Below are 17,704 nucleotides of genomic sequence, written 5' to 3'. Positions count from 1 at the left end.
GACCGAGGCGACTCAGCGACCGAGGTCGCGCTCCGGCGAGCCGACGTACAGCTGCTGCGGGCGCCCGATCTTGGTCTGCGGGTCGAGGTTCATCTCGCGCCAGTGCGCGATCCATCCGGGAAGCCGGCCGATCGCGAAGAGGACGGTGAACATCCGCGTCGGGAAGCCCATCGCCTTGTAGATCACGCCCGTGTAGAAGTCGACGTTCGGGTAGAGCTTGCGATCGGCGAAGTACGGATCGGCGAGCGCGACCTCCTCGAGCTCCTTGGCGATGTCGAGCAGCGGGTCGTGCACGCCCAGCGCCTCGAGCACCTCGTCGGCCGACTGCTTCACGAGTCTCGCGCGCGGGTCGAAGTTCTTATAGACCCGGTGACCGAAGCCCATGAGCTTGACGCCCGACTCCTTGTTCTTCACCCGCTCGACGAACTTCTGGACGCTCTCGCCCGAGTCACGGATGCCGGCGAGCATCTGCAGCACGGCCTCGTTCGCGCCGCCGTGCAGCGGGCCGTAGAGGGCGTTGATCCCGGCCGAGATCGAGGCGAACATGTTGGCCTGCGTGGAGCCGACCAGCCGGACGGTCGAGGTGGACGCGTTCTGCTCGTGGTCCTCGTGCAGGATGAGCAGGCGCTCGAGCGCACGCGAGAGGACCGGGTTCACCTCGTACGGCTCGGCGAGCGTGCCGAAGTTGAGGCGGAGGAAGTTGTCCACGAAGCTCAGCGAGTTGTCCGGGTAGAGGAAGGCCTGGCCGAGGCTCTTCTTGTGCGCGTAGGCCGCGATCACCGGGAGCTTGGCGAGCAGCCGGACGGTCGACAGCTCGACCTGCTCCGGATCCTGAACGCTGAGCGAGTCCTGATAGAAGGTCGACAGAGCCGACACGGCGCTCGACAGCACCGACATGGGGTGGGCGTCATGCGGCAGCGCGTCGAAGAAGCGGCGCAGGTCTTCGTGGAGGAGCGTGTGACGACGCACCTTCTCGTCGAACTCGGCCAGCTCTGCCGGCGACGGCAGTTCACCGTGGATCAGCAGCCACGCGACCTCGAGGAAGGTGGACTTCTCGGCGAGCTGCTCGATCGGGTAGCCGCGGTAGCGCAGGATGCCCTGGTCGCCGTCGATGTACGTGATCGACGAGCGCGTGGCCGCCGTGTTCACAAAACCGTAGTCGAGGCTGGTGAGCCCGGTCTGCCGGGTCAGCGACGAGAAGTCGATGCTCGAAGCGCCGTCGACGCTCGGGCGGATCGGGAACTCGGCGACGCCACCGGGGAAGGTCAGCGATGCGGTGGCGAGGTCGGCCTCGTCCGCCTCGGCGCCCAGCGGCGCTCCCTCGTTCGTGCCCGCAGCCTCGCTCGTGGGGGGCTTCCGGGTGCCCGTGCTTTCGGTGCCGAGTCCGCTCACAACGCCTCCTGGTGGGAAAAATCGGGCCCTCATAGGGTGATCTGTGGCCCGCCCGTCGGAGCGGCGCCGCACGGTCCCCGCTTCGTGAACGGGTCGTGCCGATACAGCCTAACGAACGCAGGCAACAACTGCCGCATCGGGCAAAGCCGGGGCCGATCGGTTAGAGGGTGTCTCCAAAAGCGCGCAGGCGACGGGCCGCCGCGTCGATCCGTTCGTCCGTCGCCGTCAGGGACAGGCGGACGTGCTGCGGATACGCGTCACCGTAGAAGTGACCGGGGCCGGCGAGGATTCCCAGGTCGGCGAGGCGTCCGATGCTGTCCCAGGCGTCGCGTCCCTCCGTGGCCCACAGGTACAGGCCGCCCTCGCTGCGGTCGACGCGGAAGCCGGCCGCCTCCAGTGCGGGCTTCAGCAGGTCGCGCCGCGTCCGGTACCGCGCCTTCTGCGCCTCGACGTGCGCGTCGTCACCCAGCGCGGCCACCATCGCCGCCTGCAACGGACCCGGCAGCATCAGGCCGGCATGCTTACGGACGTTCACCAGGCGGCTGACGATCGAACGGCAGCCCGCCACGAAAGCGGCGCGGTAGCCGGCGAGATTCGACTGCTTGCTCAGGGAGTACACCGCCAGGACCTTCCGGCGGTCCTCGCCGATCACCCGCGGGTCGAGGATGCTCGGGACGCGTTCCACGTCCCACGGCGCCTCCCAGCCCAGCTCGGCGTAGCACTCGTCGCTGGCGATGTACGCATCCAGTTCCCGGGCTCGGGCGACGGCGGCGCGCAGCTCCTCGACCGACAGGATGCGGCCATCGGGATTGCCGGGAGAGTTCAGCCAGATCAGCCGCGTGCCCTCGGGCCACTCCGCCGGGTCGTCGCTCGCGACGGCCGTCGCCCCCGCGATCGTGGCGCCGATCGCGTACGTCGGGTAGGCGGCGCGTGGGTGGACGACGATGTCGCCATCCCCGAGGCCCAGCATGAACGGCAGCAGAGCCACCAGTTCCTTCGAGCCGATGGTCGGGAGCACGTTTTCGATGGTGAGGCCGGGCACGCCCCGGCGGCGCTCGAACCACTCCACGATCGCCTCGCGCAACGCTGGCGTGCCGACGGTCTGCGGGTAGGCGTGGGCGTCGGTCGCGGCGGCCAGCGCATCCCGGATGACGTCCGGCGTCGCATCGACCGGCGAGCCGATCGACAGGTCGACGAGTCCGGAAGCATCGCCGAACGGCACAGCCTCGCGGGCGCGCGCCGCGAACGGCGTCATGAGATCCCAGGGGTAGTCCGGGAGCTCCTGGAGCGCCACGGTCAGTGCGCCTGCGGAGGCAGGGCTGCGATGAGGGGGTGGTCCTTCTGGAGCACGCCGATCTTCGAGGCGCCGCCGGGCGAGCCGATGTCGTCGAAGAACTCCACGTTCGCGCGGTAGTAGTCCTTCCACTCCTCGGGCAGGTCGTCCTCGTAGTAGATCGCCTCGACCGGGCAGACCGGTTCGCAGGCGCCGCAGTCGACGCACTCGTCGGGGTGGATGTACAGCGACCGTTCGCCCTCGTAGATGCAGTCGACGGGGCACTCGTCGATACAGGCCCTGTCCTTCACATCGACGCACGGGAGAGCGATGACATAGGTCACGGTGGTTCGGATCCCTTCACGAAGAGCGGTACTCCTAGCTTAGACGCCGCACGCACAGGGTGTGCCCTCGGCGGCAGCGCGGGCGCTCCGCCCTCCCGGCGCACGCGGGGCTCAGGAGGCGTTCGGGCCGCGGGAATCGGCCACGGGCGGGCGGTGGCCGTGGACGTCGGGCCAGGCGACCACGATCGCCGCGATCAGGATCGGCCCGACCAGCCATGCCATCCCCGGCAGGTTGTTCGGGATGAGCACAGAGCCTCCTGCGCTCTCCTGGGTGAACAGCAGGATGAGCACGATCGCGCCGAGCGCGGCCAGCAGCGCCGGCAGGCGGCTGTGGCCGAGCAGCCGGAGGCCGACCAGCAGGGCCGCGAAGGCCGCGAGCGAACCGATGAGCCCGAGCGGGATCGCGACGCCCCAGGTGACGGAAGTCTGGTGGGCAACGGTTCCGATCGCTCCGAAAACGGCCCCGGCGAGCACGAGGAGGACACCGCTGACGATCCGGCTGAGCATCCCCGCATCCTATCCGGGCGCCCCGGCAGCGGACCGTGACGTCGCGGCTGGACAGGCGGCGAAGAGTGATCTACGCTCGAAAAGTAAGGTTAGCCTTACCAACATTCGCCCCCGATACCCCTGAGGTTCTCTGTGCTCGCGAACTACCTGATCGGCCTCCGCGAAGGCCTCGAGATGGCGCTCATCGTCACCATCCTGGTCGCCTACGTGGTCAAGCTCGGCCGCACCGACGTGCTCTCCAAGCTCTGGATCGGCGTCGGCGTCGCCCTCGTCATCCCGCTCGCCATCGGGGCCCTGCTCACCTGGGGCCCGTACGGCATGAGCTTCGAGGCGCAGGAGATCCTCGGCGGCACGCTGTCCCTGGTCGCGGTCGGCTTCGTGACCTGGATGGTGTTCTGGATGGGCAAGACCGCCCGCACCATGAAATCCACTCTTCACGAGCGTTTGGACTCCGCCCTCGTCGGCGCCGGCTGGGGCGTCGTGCTGCTCGCGATGCTCAGTGTCGGCCGCGAAGGGATAGAGACCTCGCTCTTCGTCTGGGCGACCGTATCGAGCACCGGCGGAAGCTGGGAGCCGGCCGTCGGCGCACTGCTCGGACTGCTCACAGCCGCCGTGCTCGGCGTCCTGCTCTACCGCGGCATGGTCAAGATCAACCTCGGCGCGTTCTTCACGTGGACCGGAGCCTTCCTCATCCTCGTCGCCGCGGGCGTCTTCGCCTACGGCCTGGGCGACCTGCAGGAGGCCGGCATCATCGCGGGAGGCGCCCACGCCTACGACATCAGCGGCGCCATCCCGTCCTCCAGCTGGTACGGAACGCTCGCCGCCGGCATCCTCAACTTCAACCCGTCGCCGACATGGCTCCAAGTGATCGCCTGGATCGGCTACCTCGCGCTCGTCGGGTACTTCTACCTTCGCCAGCACCGCTCCTCGAGCCGGACGGCATCGGCGGCAAAGCCCGCCGAAGCCTCCGCACCGCAGGCGCCGATCGCCTCCTGAGTCCCTTTCCACTCGTCACCAGAAAGCCCACTACACCTATGCCTCGACTCCGCCCTGCCCGCCGCCGCTTGCCTGCCCGCCGCAGCCTGGTCGCCCTCGCGGGCTCCCTCGCCGGGACCGCGGCCCTCGCCGCCACGCTCACCGGCTGCGTCCCGAACGAGGCGACCGCTTCGGACGAAGCCATCGCCGTCACGCTGACGGACACGACGTGCACCGTCTCCACCGACCGTGCGAAAGCCGGCCCGATCACGTTCCAGGTGACGAACAGCGGGAGCGACGTCAACGAGTTCGAACTGCTCGCCAAGGACAAGCTGCGGATCGTCGGCGAGAAGGAGAACATCGGGCCGGGAACGACGGTCAACTACGTCGTCCAACTTGCCGAGGGCGACTACTTCTCCGCCTGCCGGAAGGGGATGGTCGGCGAACCGAACCACGTCACGGCCTTCACCGTGACGCCCGGGTCCGGTAAGACCGTGTCGCAGAGCGAGAACAAGCAGGTGGCCCACGCTGTCGAGAACTACCTCGGCTACGTGCAGGACCAGTCGGGCGCTCTGGTGACCGCGACGCAGAAGTTCGCGGCGGCCTACGCCGGCGGCGACGACGCGTCCGCACGGGCGCAGTACGCCTCCGCCCGCTCCTTCTACGAGCGGATCGAGCCGACGGCCGAGCAGTTCGGTGACATCGACCCGGCGCTCGACCTGCGCGAAGCCGACCTCGCCCAGGGGCAGGAGTGGACCGGCTGGCACCGGATCGAGAAGGACCTGTGGCCGCCGGCCGGCTACACCGCGGCCGACCCGGCGACGCGCACCAAGCTCGCCGACACGCTCGTCGCCGACACGCAGCGGCTGTACGACCTGGTCCACGCGAAGGACTTCACTCTCACCATCGACCAGATCTCGAACGGCGCGATCGGGCTGATGGAGGAGGTCGCGAGCTCGAAGATCACCGGCGAGGAGGAGGCGTTCTCGCACACCGACCTGCAGGACTTCCAGGCGAACCTCGAGGGCGCGCAGGTCGCCTACGGGGTCGTCCGCGACATCGCCGCGAAGAAGGGAAGCACCGGAACGGACGTCGTGAAGAAGCTGGATGCGGAGTTCGCGACGGTCGCCGCGACGCTGGCCCGCTACCGGTCGGGCAACGGCTTCGTGAGCTACACGGAACTCAGCACCGCGCAGGTGAAGGAGCTCTCCGATCAGGTCAACGCGCTGAGCGAGCCGCTCAGCCGGCTGACCTCGACGATCGTCAAGTAGTGCCCGTGAGCAGCGAGGATCGCCCCAAGCTCTCCCGGCGCGCCGCACTCGGGCTGGCCGGTGCCACGGTGGGCGCCGGAGTGGCGGGGATCGGTGCGGGCGTCGCGGCGGACCGCGCGGTGCTAGGCGCCTCCACCGCATCGTCGACGACCTACCCGTTCTACGGCGCGCAGCAGGCCGGCATCACCACGCCCGCGCAGGACCGCCTCCACTTCGCCGCTTTCGACACGGCTCCGAGGCTCGATCGCGACGGCCTGATCGAGCTGCTGCACGACTGGACCGTCGCCGCCGCCCGCATGACGCAGGGTCGCCCGGCCGGGAAGTACGGCCCGGCCGCCGGCCCGATGGATGCGCCGCCGGACGACACAGGCGAAGCTCTCGACCTGCCCGCCGCCGGCCTGACCCTCACGTTCGGATTCGGCCCCACGCTGTTCCGGACGGCCGCCGGCGAGGACCGGTTCGGGATCGCCCCCCGCCGCCCCGCCGCACTGGTCGACCTGCCGCGTTTCCCGGGAGATGCCCTTGTGGAGGCGATCAGCGGGGGCGATCTCTGCGTGCAGGCGTGCAGCGACGACCCGCAGGTCGCGGTCCACGCCATCCGGAACCTGTCGCGCATCGCGTTCGGCCGGGCGGCCATCCGCTGGTCGCAGCTGGGATTCGGCCGCACCTCCTCCACGTCGCGGGCGCAAGTCACGCCACGGAACCTGTTCGGCTTCAAGGACGGGACGGCGAACATCAAGTCGGAGGACGCCTCCATCGTCGAGGACCAGGTCTGGGCCGGCCCCGGCGACGGCGCCTCGTGGATGGCCGGCGGCTCCTATCTCGTCGCCCGCAAGATCCGGATGGTCATCGAGACGTGGGACCGGCAGCAGCTCGGCGAGCAGGAACGCATCATCGGCCGCGACAAGGGCGAGGGCGCGCCGCTCTCCGGAGGGACCGAGTTCACGGCACCGAACTTCCTCGCACTGGCGAAGGACGGCGGCACGAAGATCGACCCGGCGTCGCACGTGCGGCTGGCGCATCCCTCGGTCAACTCCGGCGCCCAGCTGCTGCGGCGCGGGTACAACTTCGTGGACGGCAACGACGAGCTGGGGCGGCTCAACGCCGGGCTGTTCTTCATCGCGTTCCAGCGGGACCCGCGGAAGCAGTTCATCCCGATCCAGCAGCGGCTGGCGTCCGGCGATCTGATGAACGAGTACACCCGCCATGTGGGTTCAGGCGTGTTCGCGGTGCCGCCCGGGGCGAAGGAGGGGTCGTTCGTGGGGGCGGGGCTGTTCGCGTAGTCCTGTTTCGGGCCCTGTTTCGGGCCCTGTTTCAGGGCCCTGTTTCAGGGCCCTGTTTCAGGAGCTCGGGGTCGGCGTGGGGCTGGGCGCCGATCCCTTCGACACGGAGTAGTTGGCGACCCAGCCCTTGCTGCCCGCGTCCGTGACGACGACCAGCACGCCGTAGCTGCCGTTGGTGAACGTGCCTGTTCCGCCGCCGTCGGGCGCCTTCGTGCCGAACTCGCCGGTGAAGCCGGCGTCGGTGAGCTGTTTGCCGATGTTGGTGTACGCATCCGCGCCGCTGACCTTCACGGTCACATTCCAGACCTTGTCCTCGCCCGAACCGAGCGCGGCACCGAAGACGACGGAGCCGGGCGCGAGGGGGACCGCCTTCGGGAAGTCCTTGGGCACGGATGCGCCGCCGAGATCGACATTGCCTCCCGTCACGTTCTTCACCACCGTCTGGAAACTGCAGGCGGTGAGGGCGGGCGCGACGCCCAGCAGCAGGACGGCGGCGAGCGGCAGCGCGAGAAGACGGCGGTTCATGGTTCCATTCTGTCCGACGCATCTGCTGGACGAGGTGCGGGATGCGCGGGTTACGGAGGAGATTCGGCGCGAATCGGCCGGGAATGGCAGAAAGGGAGGAGATCCAGCCCGGATGGGGCGGGATCTCCTCCCTTTCGGCGACCCGCGCGGCGTCAGACCGCGGCGGCGGCGTCCTGGCGCTTCAGACGCGAGGCGGCGCGGCCGCGGGCTGTCGCATCCAGCTCGACCTTGCGGATGCGGACAGCCTCCGGGGTCACCTCGACGCACTCGTCGTCGCGGGCGAACTCCAGGCACTCCTCGAGTGTCAGCTGACGGGACGGCGTCATCGACTCGAAGTTGTCGGCGGTCGACTGACGCATGTTGGTCAGCTTCTTCTCCTTGGTGATGTTCACGTCCATGTCGTCGGCGCGCGAGTTCTCGCCGATGACCATGCCCTCGTAGACCTCTTCGGTCGGGTTCACGAAGAAGGTCATGCGCTCCTGGAGCGCGATGATCGCGAACGGGGTGACCACGCCGGAACGGTCGGCGACGATCGAGCCGTTGCTGCGGGTGACGATGTGCCCGGCCCAGTCGTCGTATCCGTGGGCGATCGCGTTCGCGATCCCGGTTCCGCGGGTGGTCGTCAGGAACTCGGTGCGGAAGCCGATCAGCCCGCGCGACGGGACGATGAACTCCATGCGCACCCAGCCGGTGCCGTGGTTCGCCATGTTCTCCATGCGGCCCTTGCGGGATGCGAGCAGCTGCGTGATCGCGCCGAGGTACTCCTCGGGCGCGTCGATCGTGAGGTGCTCGAACGGCTCCTGCAGCTTGCCGTCGACGCGCTTGGTGACCACCTGCGGCTTGCCGACGGTCAGCTCGTAGCCCTCGCGGCGCATCTGCTCGACGAGGATGGCCAGTGCCAGCTCGCCGCGGCCCTGCACCTCCCAGGCGTCGGGGCGTCCGATGTCGAGCACGCGGAGCGAGACGTTGCCGACGAGCTCGCGGTCCAAGCGGTCCTTCACCATGCGCGCCGTGAGCTTGTGGCCCTTCACCTTGCCGACGAGCGGGGAGGTGTTGGTGCCGATGGTCATCGAGATCGCCGGCTCGTCGACGTGGATGGCGGGCAGCGGACGCACGTCGTCGGGGTCGGCCAGTGTGTCGCCGATCATGATGTCGGCGAAGCCCGCCACCGCGACGATGTCGCCGGGGCCTCCGGACTCGGCCGGGTAGCGGTCGAGCGCCTTCGTCATCAGCAGCTCGGTGACGCGAACGTTGTGCACATCCCCGTCGTGACGCACCCAGGCGACGGTCTGGCCCTTCTTGAGGGTGCCGTTGAAGATGCGGAGGAGTGCCAGACGGCCGAGGAACGGCGAGGCGTCGAGGTTGGTGACGTGCGCCTGCAGCGGCGCCTCCGGGTCGTAGCTCGGGGCCGGGATGTGCTCGAGGATCGCCTCGAACAGCGGCTCCAGGTCGTCGTTGTCGGGCAGCTCGCCGTTGGACGGCTGAGTGCGGCTCGCGGCGCCGGCGCGGCCGGACGCGTACACGACGGGCACATCGAGGATCGCGTCGAGGTCGAGGTCGGGAACGTCGTCGGCGAGGTCGCTGGCAAGGCCCAGCAGCAGGTCCTGGCTCTCGCTCACGACCTCCTCGATGCGCGCGTCGGAGCGGTCGGTCTTGTTCACCGCGAGGATCACCGGGAGCTTCGCCTCGAGCGCCTTGCGCAGCACGAAACGGGTCTGCGGCAGCGGGCCCTCGGACGCGTCCACCAGCAGTACGACGCCGTCGACCATGGACAGGCCGCGCTCGACCTCGCCGCCGAAGTCGGCGTGGCCCGGGGTGTCGATCACGTTGATCGTGATCGGACCGTTCGGCGCGTGAATGCCCTTGTAGGAGATCGCCGTGTTCTTGGCGAGGATCGTGATGCCCTTCTCACGCTCCAGCTCGTTCGAGTCCATGGCCCGCTCCTCGACGTGCGCATGCGCATCGAACGAGTTGGTCTGCTTGAGCATGGCGTCGACCAGCGTGGTCTTGCCGTGGTCGACGTGTGCGACGATCGCGACATTGCGCAGATCGTCGCGGCGGGCGACGGCGTTCTCGGACATGCGTACAGACTCGACTCTCGTCAGAAGGAAGGGGAACGGTCCATTCTATCGTGGATCCGCTCCCCTTCTCCTGTGTGCGCTGACAGCACGCGCGGGATGCGGTCCGGCGTGACGCGAAGAAGGCTCAGCCCGCTGCCGACCCGTCGGCTTCCTCCGCCCCCAGGAGGCGGATGCGCTCCTCGCGGCGCGAGCGCTGCGCTGCCGGATCCGGCAGGGGGACGGCGGCCAGGAGGCGCTGCGTGTACGCCTCTTGCGGGGATCGGAGGATCTGGTCGCTGCTGCCCTGCTCGACGATATGACCGCGGTGCATCACGACGATGCGGTCGGCGAGCTGGTCGACGACCGCCAGATCGTGGCTGACGAAGAGGCACGCGAAGCCCATCTCGCGCTGCAGCTCCTGAAGGAGCACGAGGAAGCGCGCCTGCACCGAGACGTCCAGGGCCGACGTCGGCTCGTCGGCGACCAGCAGCTTCGGACGCAGCGCCAGGGCGCGGGCGATCCCTACTCGTTGCCGCTGCCCGCCGGAGAGCTCGTGCGGGTAGCGGTTGCGGAAGCTGCGCGGCAGCTCCACCTGGTCGAGCAGTGACTCCACGACGCGATCGAGCTTGTCGCCCTTGGTGCCGGTCGCGAGCATGAGCGGCTCACCGATGCTCTGGCCGATCGGGAAACGCGGATTGAGGGAGGAGCCGGGGTCCTGGAAGACGATGCCGATCTCTTTCCGGGCGGCTCGCAATTGGCGACTGGACATCGCCGCCAGATTCTGACCGCCGACGAGCAGCTCGCCCTCGGCGACGGGGAGCAGCCCGACGGCCGCCCGGCCCAGCGTGGTCTTGCCCGAGCCGGACTCCCCCACCAGGCCGACGATCTCTCCCGGGTAGACGTCGATGTCGATGTTCTCAGCCGCGCGGAACGCGGGGATCCTGCCGCGCTTGGGATATTCGATCGCCACATTCCGGAAGGACAGGTAGGGCTGGACGCCCCCCTCCATGTCTGTCTGCAGCGCCGTCGAGACCTCGCCCTCCAGCCGGAGGTGGGGCACCGAGGCGAGCAGTTGCTGGGTGTACGTCTCGGTGGGCGCATGGAAGATCTGCTCGACGGGGCCGGACTCGACGATCCGGCCGTCTTTCATCACGATGACCTTGTCGGCCAGGTCCGCCACGACTCCCATGTCGTGGGTGATCAGCACGATGGCGCTGTCGAGGCGGTCCCGAAGATTCCGGAGGAGTTCCAGAATCTCCGCCTGGACGGTGACGTCGAGCGCCGTGGTCGGCTCGTCGGCGATCAGCAGCTTCGGGTCGCACGAGACCGACATGGCGATCATGGCACGCTGGCGCTGGCCTCCCGACAGTTGATGGGGATATTTGTCGAACGTCAGCTCGGGAGTCGGCATCTCGACCAGATCGAGCAACTCGATCGCGCGTGTCTTCGCCTCCGACGGCGACATGTCGAAGTGGGTGCGGAGCGTCTCTACGATCTGGAACCCGATGCTGTAGACCGGGTTGAGCGCTGTCATCGGCTCCTGGAAGATGACCGCGATGTCCCGGCCGCGCACGCGGCGAAGCGCCGAGCCGGACATGCCGATCAATTCCCGGCCGAGCAGCTTCGCACTGCCGGCGACCCGGCCGTTCGGCGGGGTCAGCCCGAGCAGCGCCATCGAACTCGAGCTCTTGCCCGATCCGGACTCTCCAACGATGGCGAGGATCTCGCCGGCCTTCACGTCGTACTCCAGGTCGACCGCCGCCGGATACCACTGGCCGTCGACCCAGAAGTCGACGTCCAGTCCCGTGACCTCCAGGATGGCCGGTGTCCCTGCGATGCGCGCTTCAGTAGTCATCGGTTCTTCTGCTTCCCGTGGGCGACAATGGGGGTATGGCTGTCGGCCCACAAACTTCTGTCCTTGCTCCACGCTTCTCGCGCTTCGTATGCATTGCGGTGCTCGTCGTCTGCGTCATCACCGCGGTGTCGCTCGTCGAATACGGTCACGTCGAGGCGACACTGCGCGCGCTCCCCGCTGTGCTCTTCGCGGCGGCGACCTCGTACGTGGTCTTCTGGCAGCCGCATGTCGTGCTCACACCGCAGAGCCTGATCGCCGTCAACCCGTTCCGGACGCTGGTGGCGCCCTGGTCGGCCGTCGACGCGATGACCGCGCGCTGGACGCTGACCGTGAGCACCACCGCCGGTGCTTTCGCCGTATGGTCGGCTCCCGCCCAGAGTCCCTGGAGCGCCGTCGGCACGCTTCGTCGTGACGCCCTCGGGCGTCCGTCCCTCGCAGGCGCAGGGACGCCCACGACGGCCATCGCCCCTCTGGTGAACCAGCAGTGGGCCGCTCACCGCGAAGGGCCGGAGGCTGCGGGCGAGGCGACGATCCGCTGGAATCGCCGCTCCGTGATCGTGGTGGCGGTGCTCGGCGCGTTGACGCTCGTCGGCATCCTGTGGCCGTGAGACCGGGGTGAGCACGAGGCTCACGACTTGACCGGCTTCTGCCGGAGCGCAGCCTGCTCCTTGCGGGCGCTGCGCTTCAATCCACGGCGCTGACGCGGGTCGTACGCATCCCGGAGTCCGTCGCCGATGAAGTTGATGGTCAGCGCGATGATGACGATGAACAGGCCGGGCCACCAGAACAGCCAGGGCCGTGTGGTGAACGCCGTCTGATAGTTCGAGATGAGGAGGCCCAGCGACACGTCCGGGGCGTGCACACCGAAACCGAGGTAGCTGATCGCCGTCTCCAGCAGGATGGTCGCCGACATCGTGAGGGTCGCGCTGACCACGATCACACCGACAGTGTTCGGAAGGATGTGGCGGAACATGATCCGAAGAGGGCTCGCGCCCGCGACACGCGCCGCGTCGACGAACTCGCGCTCGCGGAGGGCCAGCACTTCACCGCGAACGAGTCGCGCGAGCGTGGTCCACACCAGCAGCCCGAGGACGATCGCGAGGATGACGGAGGGCCCGTTGACGGAGCGCCCGACGATCGCGGCCAAGAGCAGCAGCGGGACGATGATGACCATGTCCGTGAGGCGCATCAGCAGCGCGTCCGTCGTACCGCCGAAGTAGCCGGCGACCGCCCCGAGGACGGCGCCGATGACGGTGGAGATCGCACCCGTGACGACAACGATCATGATCGACTGCTGAATTCCGCGCATCACCATCGCGAACATGTCGTGGCCGACCGAGTCCTGGCCGAAGGGGTGGTCGCCGAGGCTCGGAGGCCACAGGGTCATCGTCGGAGCGCCGCCGTTGACGATGGCGGGAACGTCGTCGAAGTTCCAGTGCCACCAGCCGCCGGTGTTGATCCCGAACGCATGGATGCCGATCGAGCTGAACGACAGAATGATCACGATGACCAGCAGCACAAGGCTGACGATCGCGGCACGGTGGTGGAGGAAGCGGCGGAAGACGATGCGACCGAGGCTGAGGCCTTCGACCTCCTTCGCCTCGATCGATGAGGACTCGATCCCCGCCTCAACGGCTGTTGCGTCGAAGGTGCTGATGGTGGCGCGCGGGTCCACGCCGTCGCGGCCGAGGCCGGCGTCCGAGTTCTCCGGGGGAAGCGGTCCGATTGTCATGCGCTTACTCGAATTCTGGGGTCGAGGGCCGAGTAGATCACGTCGGCGAGGAAGTTGAACAAGATTGCGGCGATCGCGGTGACCAGGAAGAAGCCCATGATTGGGTTGAGGTCGACCCGGTCGAGCGCCTGATTGAACAGCGCACCCATTCCGGACCAGGCGAACACCCTCTCGGTGACGATCGCACCGCTGATCAGGGCGCCGAAGTCGAGCGCGATGACGGTGGTGATCGGGATGAGGGCGTTGCGGAACGCGTGGCGCATCACCACTGTGCGCTCATTCAGGCCCTTCGCCCGGGCGGTCCGGATGTAGTCCTGGTTCATCACCTCGAGCAGGCTGGCGCGCGAGTAGCGGCTGTAGCCCGCCAGAGAGGCGAGGATGAGGGCCAGTGTCGGAAGCGCGAGGTGCGTGAAGGTGTCGATCCCCTCGATCCAGAACGACCCGGTGAGATCCGGCGTCGACGCCCCGATCGTGCTGATCGGCCTGCCCTGGGCGACCTGCGTCACATAGATGTTCCAGGAAGCGAGGTACCGATCGAGCAGCATGATCAGGCCGACGATGAAGGCGGTGATCGCGCCGGTCCGGACGGACTGCCAGCGGTCGAGGCCGCCCCACAGCCAGCCGGTGAGCCCGCCGAGCGCCGTGAGCACGATGAGCATCAGGAGGATGGTCCAGAAGTTGACGATCCCGAACTGCTCGAAGAAGAGGTGCAGCGGGAGGTACAGCACCAGTCCGAGACCGGCCACGGTCAACGCCGTGTTGCGCGATCGCTTGTTCTGCCAGCCCGTCGACAGCACGGTCACGATCACGGCGGCGCCGGCGGACAAGCCCGTCGTGATGACGGGGCCGAGGTTCGGGTTCAGGAACCACCCGGTCAGGGAGACGTAGCCGAGCACCGCGAGCGCGGCGACCGTGCCGATGGCGAAGGTCAGCAGCCTCCGTCGGGCAGAGCCCCCGACGATGCCCATCCACACGATTCCTGACAACACTGACAGGATCACGAGAGCCGGAATGGACACCACCGGGTTGGTGAGGAAGTTGTTGAAGCCGATGGCGCCGAACTGCTTCAGCATGACCGCGATCCAGAACACGGGTAGCGAGAAGAAAAGGAACGACAGGAAGGTGACGGAGTAGTCGAAGCCGGAATACTGCCGCAGCGCCGTCGCGATACCGAGCGTGATGCCGATCACGATGCCGATCAGCAGCGAACCGGTGACCAGCTGCAGGGTCGACCCCATCGCCGAGGCGAGCTGCTCGGTCACCTGCTGGCCGTCGACCGTCTTGCCGAGGTCGAACTTGCCGACCACGAAGCCGAGCACTCCGGCGAGCCAGAGGAAGTAACGGAGGAACGGGGGAACATCCAGATGGAGGAGCTCCGTGCGCTGCTGGATCAGGGTCGCCTTGTTGGGGAGACTGCTCTGCCGCAGGTCGGAGAGGGGGTCGCCTGACCCGGCCGCGAGGATGTAGACGATATAGGAGGCGACAAGGAGTACGGCCAGAGATGCAAGGAGCCGTCGGGTTATGAACGAGAGCACGTCGTTGGGGACCTTTTGAGTAGACGTATCGTGGGGGTTCCGCAGATTGGGCCGTGCTCGCGCACGGCCCAATCTGCGGATTGCGGTAGTTTACGCCGCTGGAATCCGAACTACTTCTTGACTTCCCAGTCCCAGAAGTTCCAGAAGATGTTGGGCGCGTACGGAGCGTCCTTCACGTTCGAGATCTTCGTCGACCACGCCGATACGTCCGGCAGCTGGTAGAGGGTGAGGGTCGAGGCGTCCTTCCAGAGGTACGCGTCGATCTTCTGCTGGAGCGGGACCGCCGACGGGATGTCCTTGGCAACCTTGGCCTGCGACCACAGCTGGTCGACTGCCGGGTTTGAGTATCCCTGGTAGTTGTAGGCGTTGCCCGTCGTCGTGTTCGCCTCGCTCTGCGTCACAGTCGACGAGGTGAGCTGGTACGCGAACACCGTGGCGTCGTACTGGTACTTGCCCGAACCGATACCCACCGTCGGGTCGAAGAACTGGTCGGTCGGCTTTCCGACGTCGGTGACGTTGAAGCCGGCGGCCTTCGCCGACGCCTGGATGAGCTGGAACTCGCCCTGGCGGCGCGGGTTGTCGTTCGCGTAGGCGAAGCGGACCGTGATCGGCGCCGTCACGCCGGCCTTGGCCAGCAGATCCTTTGCTGCGGCGACATCGACCTTCTGGTACTCCGAGGAGCCGTTGTTCTTCGCAGCTTCGGCGTAGCCGTCCTGACCGGGGATGAACAGCGACGAGTCATCCAGAGTCGCGTTCTCGGCCAGTGGCTTGATCAGCCGGTCGAGCATCTCCTGACGGGGAACGACCTTGAAGAACGCCTGGCGGACCTCGAGGGCCTTCTGGGCGTCTCCGCCGTACGTCTTCGCGTCGAACGGACCACCGTTGTTGAAGGTCAGGTCGACGTGCTCGAAGGTAGCGGTCGGAGTGGTGGTCGACTCAACGCCCTTCAGCCCCTTCAGAGCCTTGACCGTGTCCGCCGTGGCCTGGCCGTAGAGGACGCTGATCTCGCCGTTCTGGAGAGCCTGCACCTGCGCGGTCTGGTCGGGGATGAAGCGGACCGTGATCTTCTCGATCTTGGGCTTCGGACCCCAGTTGAAGTCCTTGTTGGCCTGCAGGGTCACGTACTGCTTCGTGAGCTTGACGACCTCGTAGGGACCATCCGTCACCAGGAGGCGCTTGTCGGACGGCGTGGTGGTGAAGTTCCACTTGTTCTTCCACGCGTCCGCGACCTTGGCGAGGTCAGCCGTGTTGTTGTCCTGGATCGCCTTGATCAGCGCTTGCTGAGCGTCGGTGCCGGTCTTCTTGTCGATCCCCGCGAGCTCCCATGCGATATGAGCGGGCAGGTTCGGGTTGAGGGCGGTGACCGGCTCCCAGTCGACGTACGGCTTGTCGAAGATGACGGTCATCGAGCGGCCGCCGTCGGAGATGGTCGGCGTCTTCGTGATCAGGTCGGTGCCGCTTCCGGCGTTGACCGAACCGAAGTTCACCTTGTCCTTGTTGTACTTGGTGATGCTCGATGCCCAGGCGAGGAGCATGTCCGACGCGTTGACCGGAACCCCATCGCTCCACTTCACGCCGTCATTGATCGTGTACTTGATCGTGAGGGGGCTGGTGGACTCGACCTTGTAGGTTCCGAACTGGGTGTTCTTCACCAGCTTCGGCTTGTCGTCGTAGTAATTGAAGGTCGACTGGAACATGTACGAGATGTTGGAGTTGTACGTTGCGTACCCGGTCGCGGTCAGAGCGTTCATGGTCGTCATCGCGCCGTTCTGGGCGACGCTGATCGATGTTCCGCTCTGCACTTCGGAGCCGCCTGAGGTGCTGCATCCTGCGAGCGCGAGGGCCGCCGTCGCGACGATCGCGCCCAGGAGCGCCAGCCGTTTGGTCTTCAATGATCCTCCTGTGCAAAAGTAAGCGCGACGACACTTCAAGCCTCCGCCACGCGAGATAGAACGACACTAAGGATCACATGGGGCGATTGCAAAATAGGGCGGGAAAACGTTACACACTGGTAATTGAAATCGGAGGATCGTTGCGTGTTTAGCCAGAAAATGCGCGATTCGCGCGTCTCACGCGAAAATCCGGAGCGTTCTGCTCATTCGCGCATGTGGTGGGAGATCGCCATCGTTCTCGGGCTCTCCCTGGGGCAGTCGGCCGTGTACTCCATCGTCTCGATCATCGACCGGTCGACCCAGAGCACGCCGCTGGCGCAGCAGAAGACCCAGGTCAATCCGGTGCAGTCGAGCCGCGAGGTGTTCGACTTCCTGTACCAGGTGCTCGGCAATCTCTTCCCGCTGTTCGCCGTCGCGCTGGTGATCTTCCTGCTCTGGCAGCCGCGGCGCAGCGGCTTCCGGCGGATCGGGCTCGACCGGACGCAGCCCTGGCGCGACGTGGGCGGCGGAGCGCTGCTGTTCCTCGCGATCGGGGTGCCGGGCATCCTGTTCTACGCGATCACCCGGCTGCTCGGGATCACCGTCACCGTGGAGGCGTCGACGCTCGACGCGCACTGGTGGACGGTGCCGGTCCTCATCCTCGCGGCGCTGCGTGCGGGCCTGCAGGAGGAGGTCATCGTCGTCGGCTACCTCTTCACCCGGCTGCGTCAGCTGGGTTGGGGGACGTGGCCGATCATCCTGGCCGCCGCCGCGCTGCGCGGCAGCTACCACCTGTACCAGGGCTTCGGCCCGTTCGTCGGCAACGCGATCATGGGGGTCGTCTTCGGCTGGTGCTACACCCGCTGGGGCCGGGTCGCCCCTCTCGTGATCGCCCACACCCTCATCGACATCGTCTCGTTCGTCGGCTACCCCCTCGCCGTCTCCCTCTACCCTCACATCTTCGCCTGACCCCCTCCGCTCCGCCCCACCGTCGAGTCCGCACAGATTGCACGAAAATCAGTCGAAACTGTGCAGTCTTTGCGGCTGTCTCTTATACACATCTGACGCTGCCGACGACGGA

General features: G+C 67.3%; 15 protein-coding genes. 5 read left to right on the top strand and 10 right to left on the bottom strand.

All coding sequences use genetic code 11. The features are described 5' to 3' along the window. Positions 1-12 precede the first annotated feature (12 nt). From ACPYOG_RS08940 to ACPYOG_RS08925, 4 genes are all read right to left on the bottom strand, one after another. A complete protein-coding gene (locus ACPYOG_RS08940) occupies positions 13-1,392 on the bottom strand; it encodes a citrate synthase (RefSeq protein WP_481293883.1) in 1,380 nt (459 codons plus the stop codon). Positions 1,393-1,552: 160 nt separating this feature from the next. Further along, positions 1,553-2,686 carry a succinyldiaminopimelate transaminase gene (gene dapC / locus ACPYOG_RS08935; RefSeq protein WP_481293882.1) on the bottom strand — a complete coding sequence of 378 codons (1,134 nt, stop codon included), beginning with the start codon at positions 2,684-2,686 and terminating at the stop codon, positions 1,553-1,555. Positions 2,687-2,688: 2 nt separating this feature from the next. Further along, positions 2,689-3,009: a ferredoxin gene (gene fdxA, locus ACPYOG_RS08930; RefSeq protein ID WP_481293881.1), complete on the bottom strand. Its 321-nt coding sequence runs from the start codon at positions 3,007-3,009 to the stop codon at positions 2,689-2,691. Positions 3,010-3,120: 111 nt separating this feature from the next. After that, positions 3,121-3,516: a hypothetical protein gene (locus ACPYOG_RS08925; RefSeq protein ID WP_481293880.1), complete on the bottom strand. Its 396-nt coding sequence runs from the start codon at positions 3,514-3,516 to the stop codon at positions 3,121-3,123. 132 nt (positions 3,517-3,648) lie between these two features. Here ACPYOG_RS08925 and efeU point away from each other — a divergent pair, with 132 nt between their 5' ends. The 3 genes from efeU to efeB are packed head-to-tail and all read left to right on the top strand — an operon-like array spanning position 3,649 to position 7,045. Further along, positions 3,649-4,512 carry an iron uptake transporter permease EfeU gene (efeU, locus tag ACPYOG_RS08920; protein ID WP_481293879.1) on the top strand — a complete coding sequence of 288 codons (864 nt, stop codon included), beginning with the start codon at positions 3,649-3,651 and terminating at the stop codon, positions 4,510-4,512. 38 nt (positions 4,513-4,550) lie between these two features. After that, a complete protein-coding gene (efeO, locus tag ACPYOG_RS08915) occupies positions 4,551-5,762 on the top strand; it encodes an iron uptake system protein EfeO (RefSeq protein ID WP_481293878.1) in 1,212 nt (403 codons plus the stop codon). Positions 5,763-5,767: 5 nt separating this feature from the next. Beyond that, entirely contained in the window at positions 5,768-7,045 is a 1,278-nt protein-coding gene (gene efeB / locus ACPYOG_RS08910) for an iron uptake transporter deferrochelatase/peroxidase subunit (protein ID WP_481293877.1), read from the top strand. Between the two features lie 57 nt (positions 7,046-7,102). Here efeB and ACPYOG_RS08905 read toward each other — a convergent pair whose 3' ends face one another. The 3 genes from ACPYOG_RS08905 to ACPYOG_RS08895 form a co-directional block, all read right to left on the bottom strand. Further along, positions 7,103-7,570, bottom strand: a complete 468-nt coding sequence (locus tag ACPYOG_RS08905) for a hypothetical protein (protein WP_481293876.1) — start codon at positions 7,568-7,570, stop codon at positions 7,103-7,105. Positions 7,571-7,722: 152 nt separating this feature from the next. After that, positions 7,723-9,651: a translational GTPase TypA gene (gene typA, locus ACPYOG_RS08900; RefSeq protein ID WP_481293875.1), complete on the bottom strand. Its 1,929-nt coding sequence runs from the start codon at positions 9,649-9,651 to the stop codon at positions 7,723-7,725. Between the two features lie 124 nt (positions 9,652-9,775). Continuing rightward, entirely contained in the window at positions 9,776-11,485 is a 1,710-nt protein-coding gene (locus tag ACPYOG_RS08895) for a dipeptide ABC transporter ATP-binding protein (protein WP_481293874.1), read from the bottom strand. Positions 11,486-11,520: 35 nt separating this feature from the next. On the opposite strand from ACPYOG_RS08895, the gene ACPYOG_RS08890 reads away from it, so the two are divergent. Beyond that, a complete protein-coding gene (locus ACPYOG_RS08890; RefSeq protein WP_481293873.1) occupies positions 11,521-12,093 on the top strand; it encodes a hypothetical protein in 573 nt (190 codons plus the stop codon). Positions 12,094-12,113: 20 nt separating this feature from the next. Here ACPYOG_RS08890 and ACPYOG_RS08885 read toward each other — a convergent pair whose 3' ends face one another. The 3 genes from ACPYOG_RS08885 to ACPYOG_RS08875 all read right to left on the bottom strand — a co-directional run bounded on the left by ACPYOG_RS08885 (position 12,114) and on the right by ACPYOG_RS08875 (position 16,644). Continuing rightward, a complete protein-coding gene (locus ACPYOG_RS08885) occupies positions 12,114-13,217 on the bottom strand; it encodes an ABC transporter permease (protein ID WP_481293872.1) in 1,104 nt (367 codons plus the stop codon). Continuing rightward, positions 13,214-14,752, bottom strand: coding sequence for an ABC transporter permease (locus ACPYOG_RS08880; protein WP_481293871.1), 1,539 nt, complete (start codon positions 14,750-14,752; stop codon positions 13,214-13,216). The genes ACPYOG_RS08885 and ACPYOG_RS08880 overlap by 4 nt, the downstream gene beginning before the upstream one ends. A gap of 110 nt (positions 14,753-14,862) precedes the next feature. Beyond that, complete coding sequence (locus tag ACPYOG_RS08875; protein WP_481293870.1) at positions 14,863-16,644, bottom strand: ABC transporter family substrate-binding protein; 1,782 nt, start codon at positions 16,642-16,644, stop codon at positions 14,863-14,865. Between the two features lie 213 nt (positions 16,645-16,857). Between ACPYOG_RS08875 and ACPYOG_RS08870 the strand changes: the two genes are divergently transcribed. Further along, on the top strand, positions 16,858-17,592 hold the full coding sequence (locus ACPYOG_RS08870; RefSeq protein ID WP_481293869.1) for a CPBP family intramembrane glutamic endopeptidase: 735 nt from the start codon (positions 16,858-16,860) through the stop codon (positions 17,590-17,592). Positions 17,593-17,704 lie beyond the last annotated feature (112 nt).

The organism is Leifsonia sp. HAY1-4F (assembly GCF_056755275.1).
The sequence above is the reverse complement of the archived record's forward strand: the minus strand, read 5'-3'. Positions and strand labels throughout refer to the sequence as shown.

Excerpts from the sequence above, each read along its gene's own strand:
- ACPYOG_RS08870 (WP_481293869.1), top strand. The coding sequence starts at position 16,858 with ATGTGGTGGGAGATCGCCATCGTTCTCGGGCTCTCCCTGGGGCAGTCG.
- ACPYOG_RS08925 (WP_481293880.1), bottom strand. The coding sequence starts at position 3,516 with ATGCTCAGCCGGATCGTCAGCGGTGTCCTCCTCGTGCTCGCCGGGGCC.
- ACPYOG_RS08890 (WP_481293873.1), top strand. The coding sequence starts at position 11,521 with ATGGCTGTCGGCCCACAAACTTCTGTCCTTGCTCCACGCTTCTCGCGC.
- efeO (WP_481293878.1), top strand. The coding sequence starts at position 4,551 with ATGCCTCGACTCCGCCCTGCCCGCCGCCGCTTGCCTGCCCGCCGCAGC.
- ACPYOG_RS08905 (WP_481293876.1), bottom strand. The coding sequence starts at position 7,570 with ATGAACCGCCGTCTTCTCGCGCTGCCGCTCGCCGCCGTCCTGCTGCTG.
- ACPYOG_RS08885 (WP_481293872.1), bottom strand. The coding sequence starts at position 13,217 with ATGACAATCGGACCGCTTCCCCCGGAGAACTCGGACGCCGGCCTCGGC.
- typA (WP_481293875.1), bottom strand. The coding sequence starts at position 9,651 with ATGTCCGAGAACGCCGTCGCCCGCCGCGACGATCTGCGCAATGTCGCG.
- ACPYOG_RS08895 (WP_481293874.1), bottom strand. The coding sequence starts at position 11,485 with ATGACTACTGAAGCGCGCATCGCAGGGACACCGGCCATCCTGGAGGTC.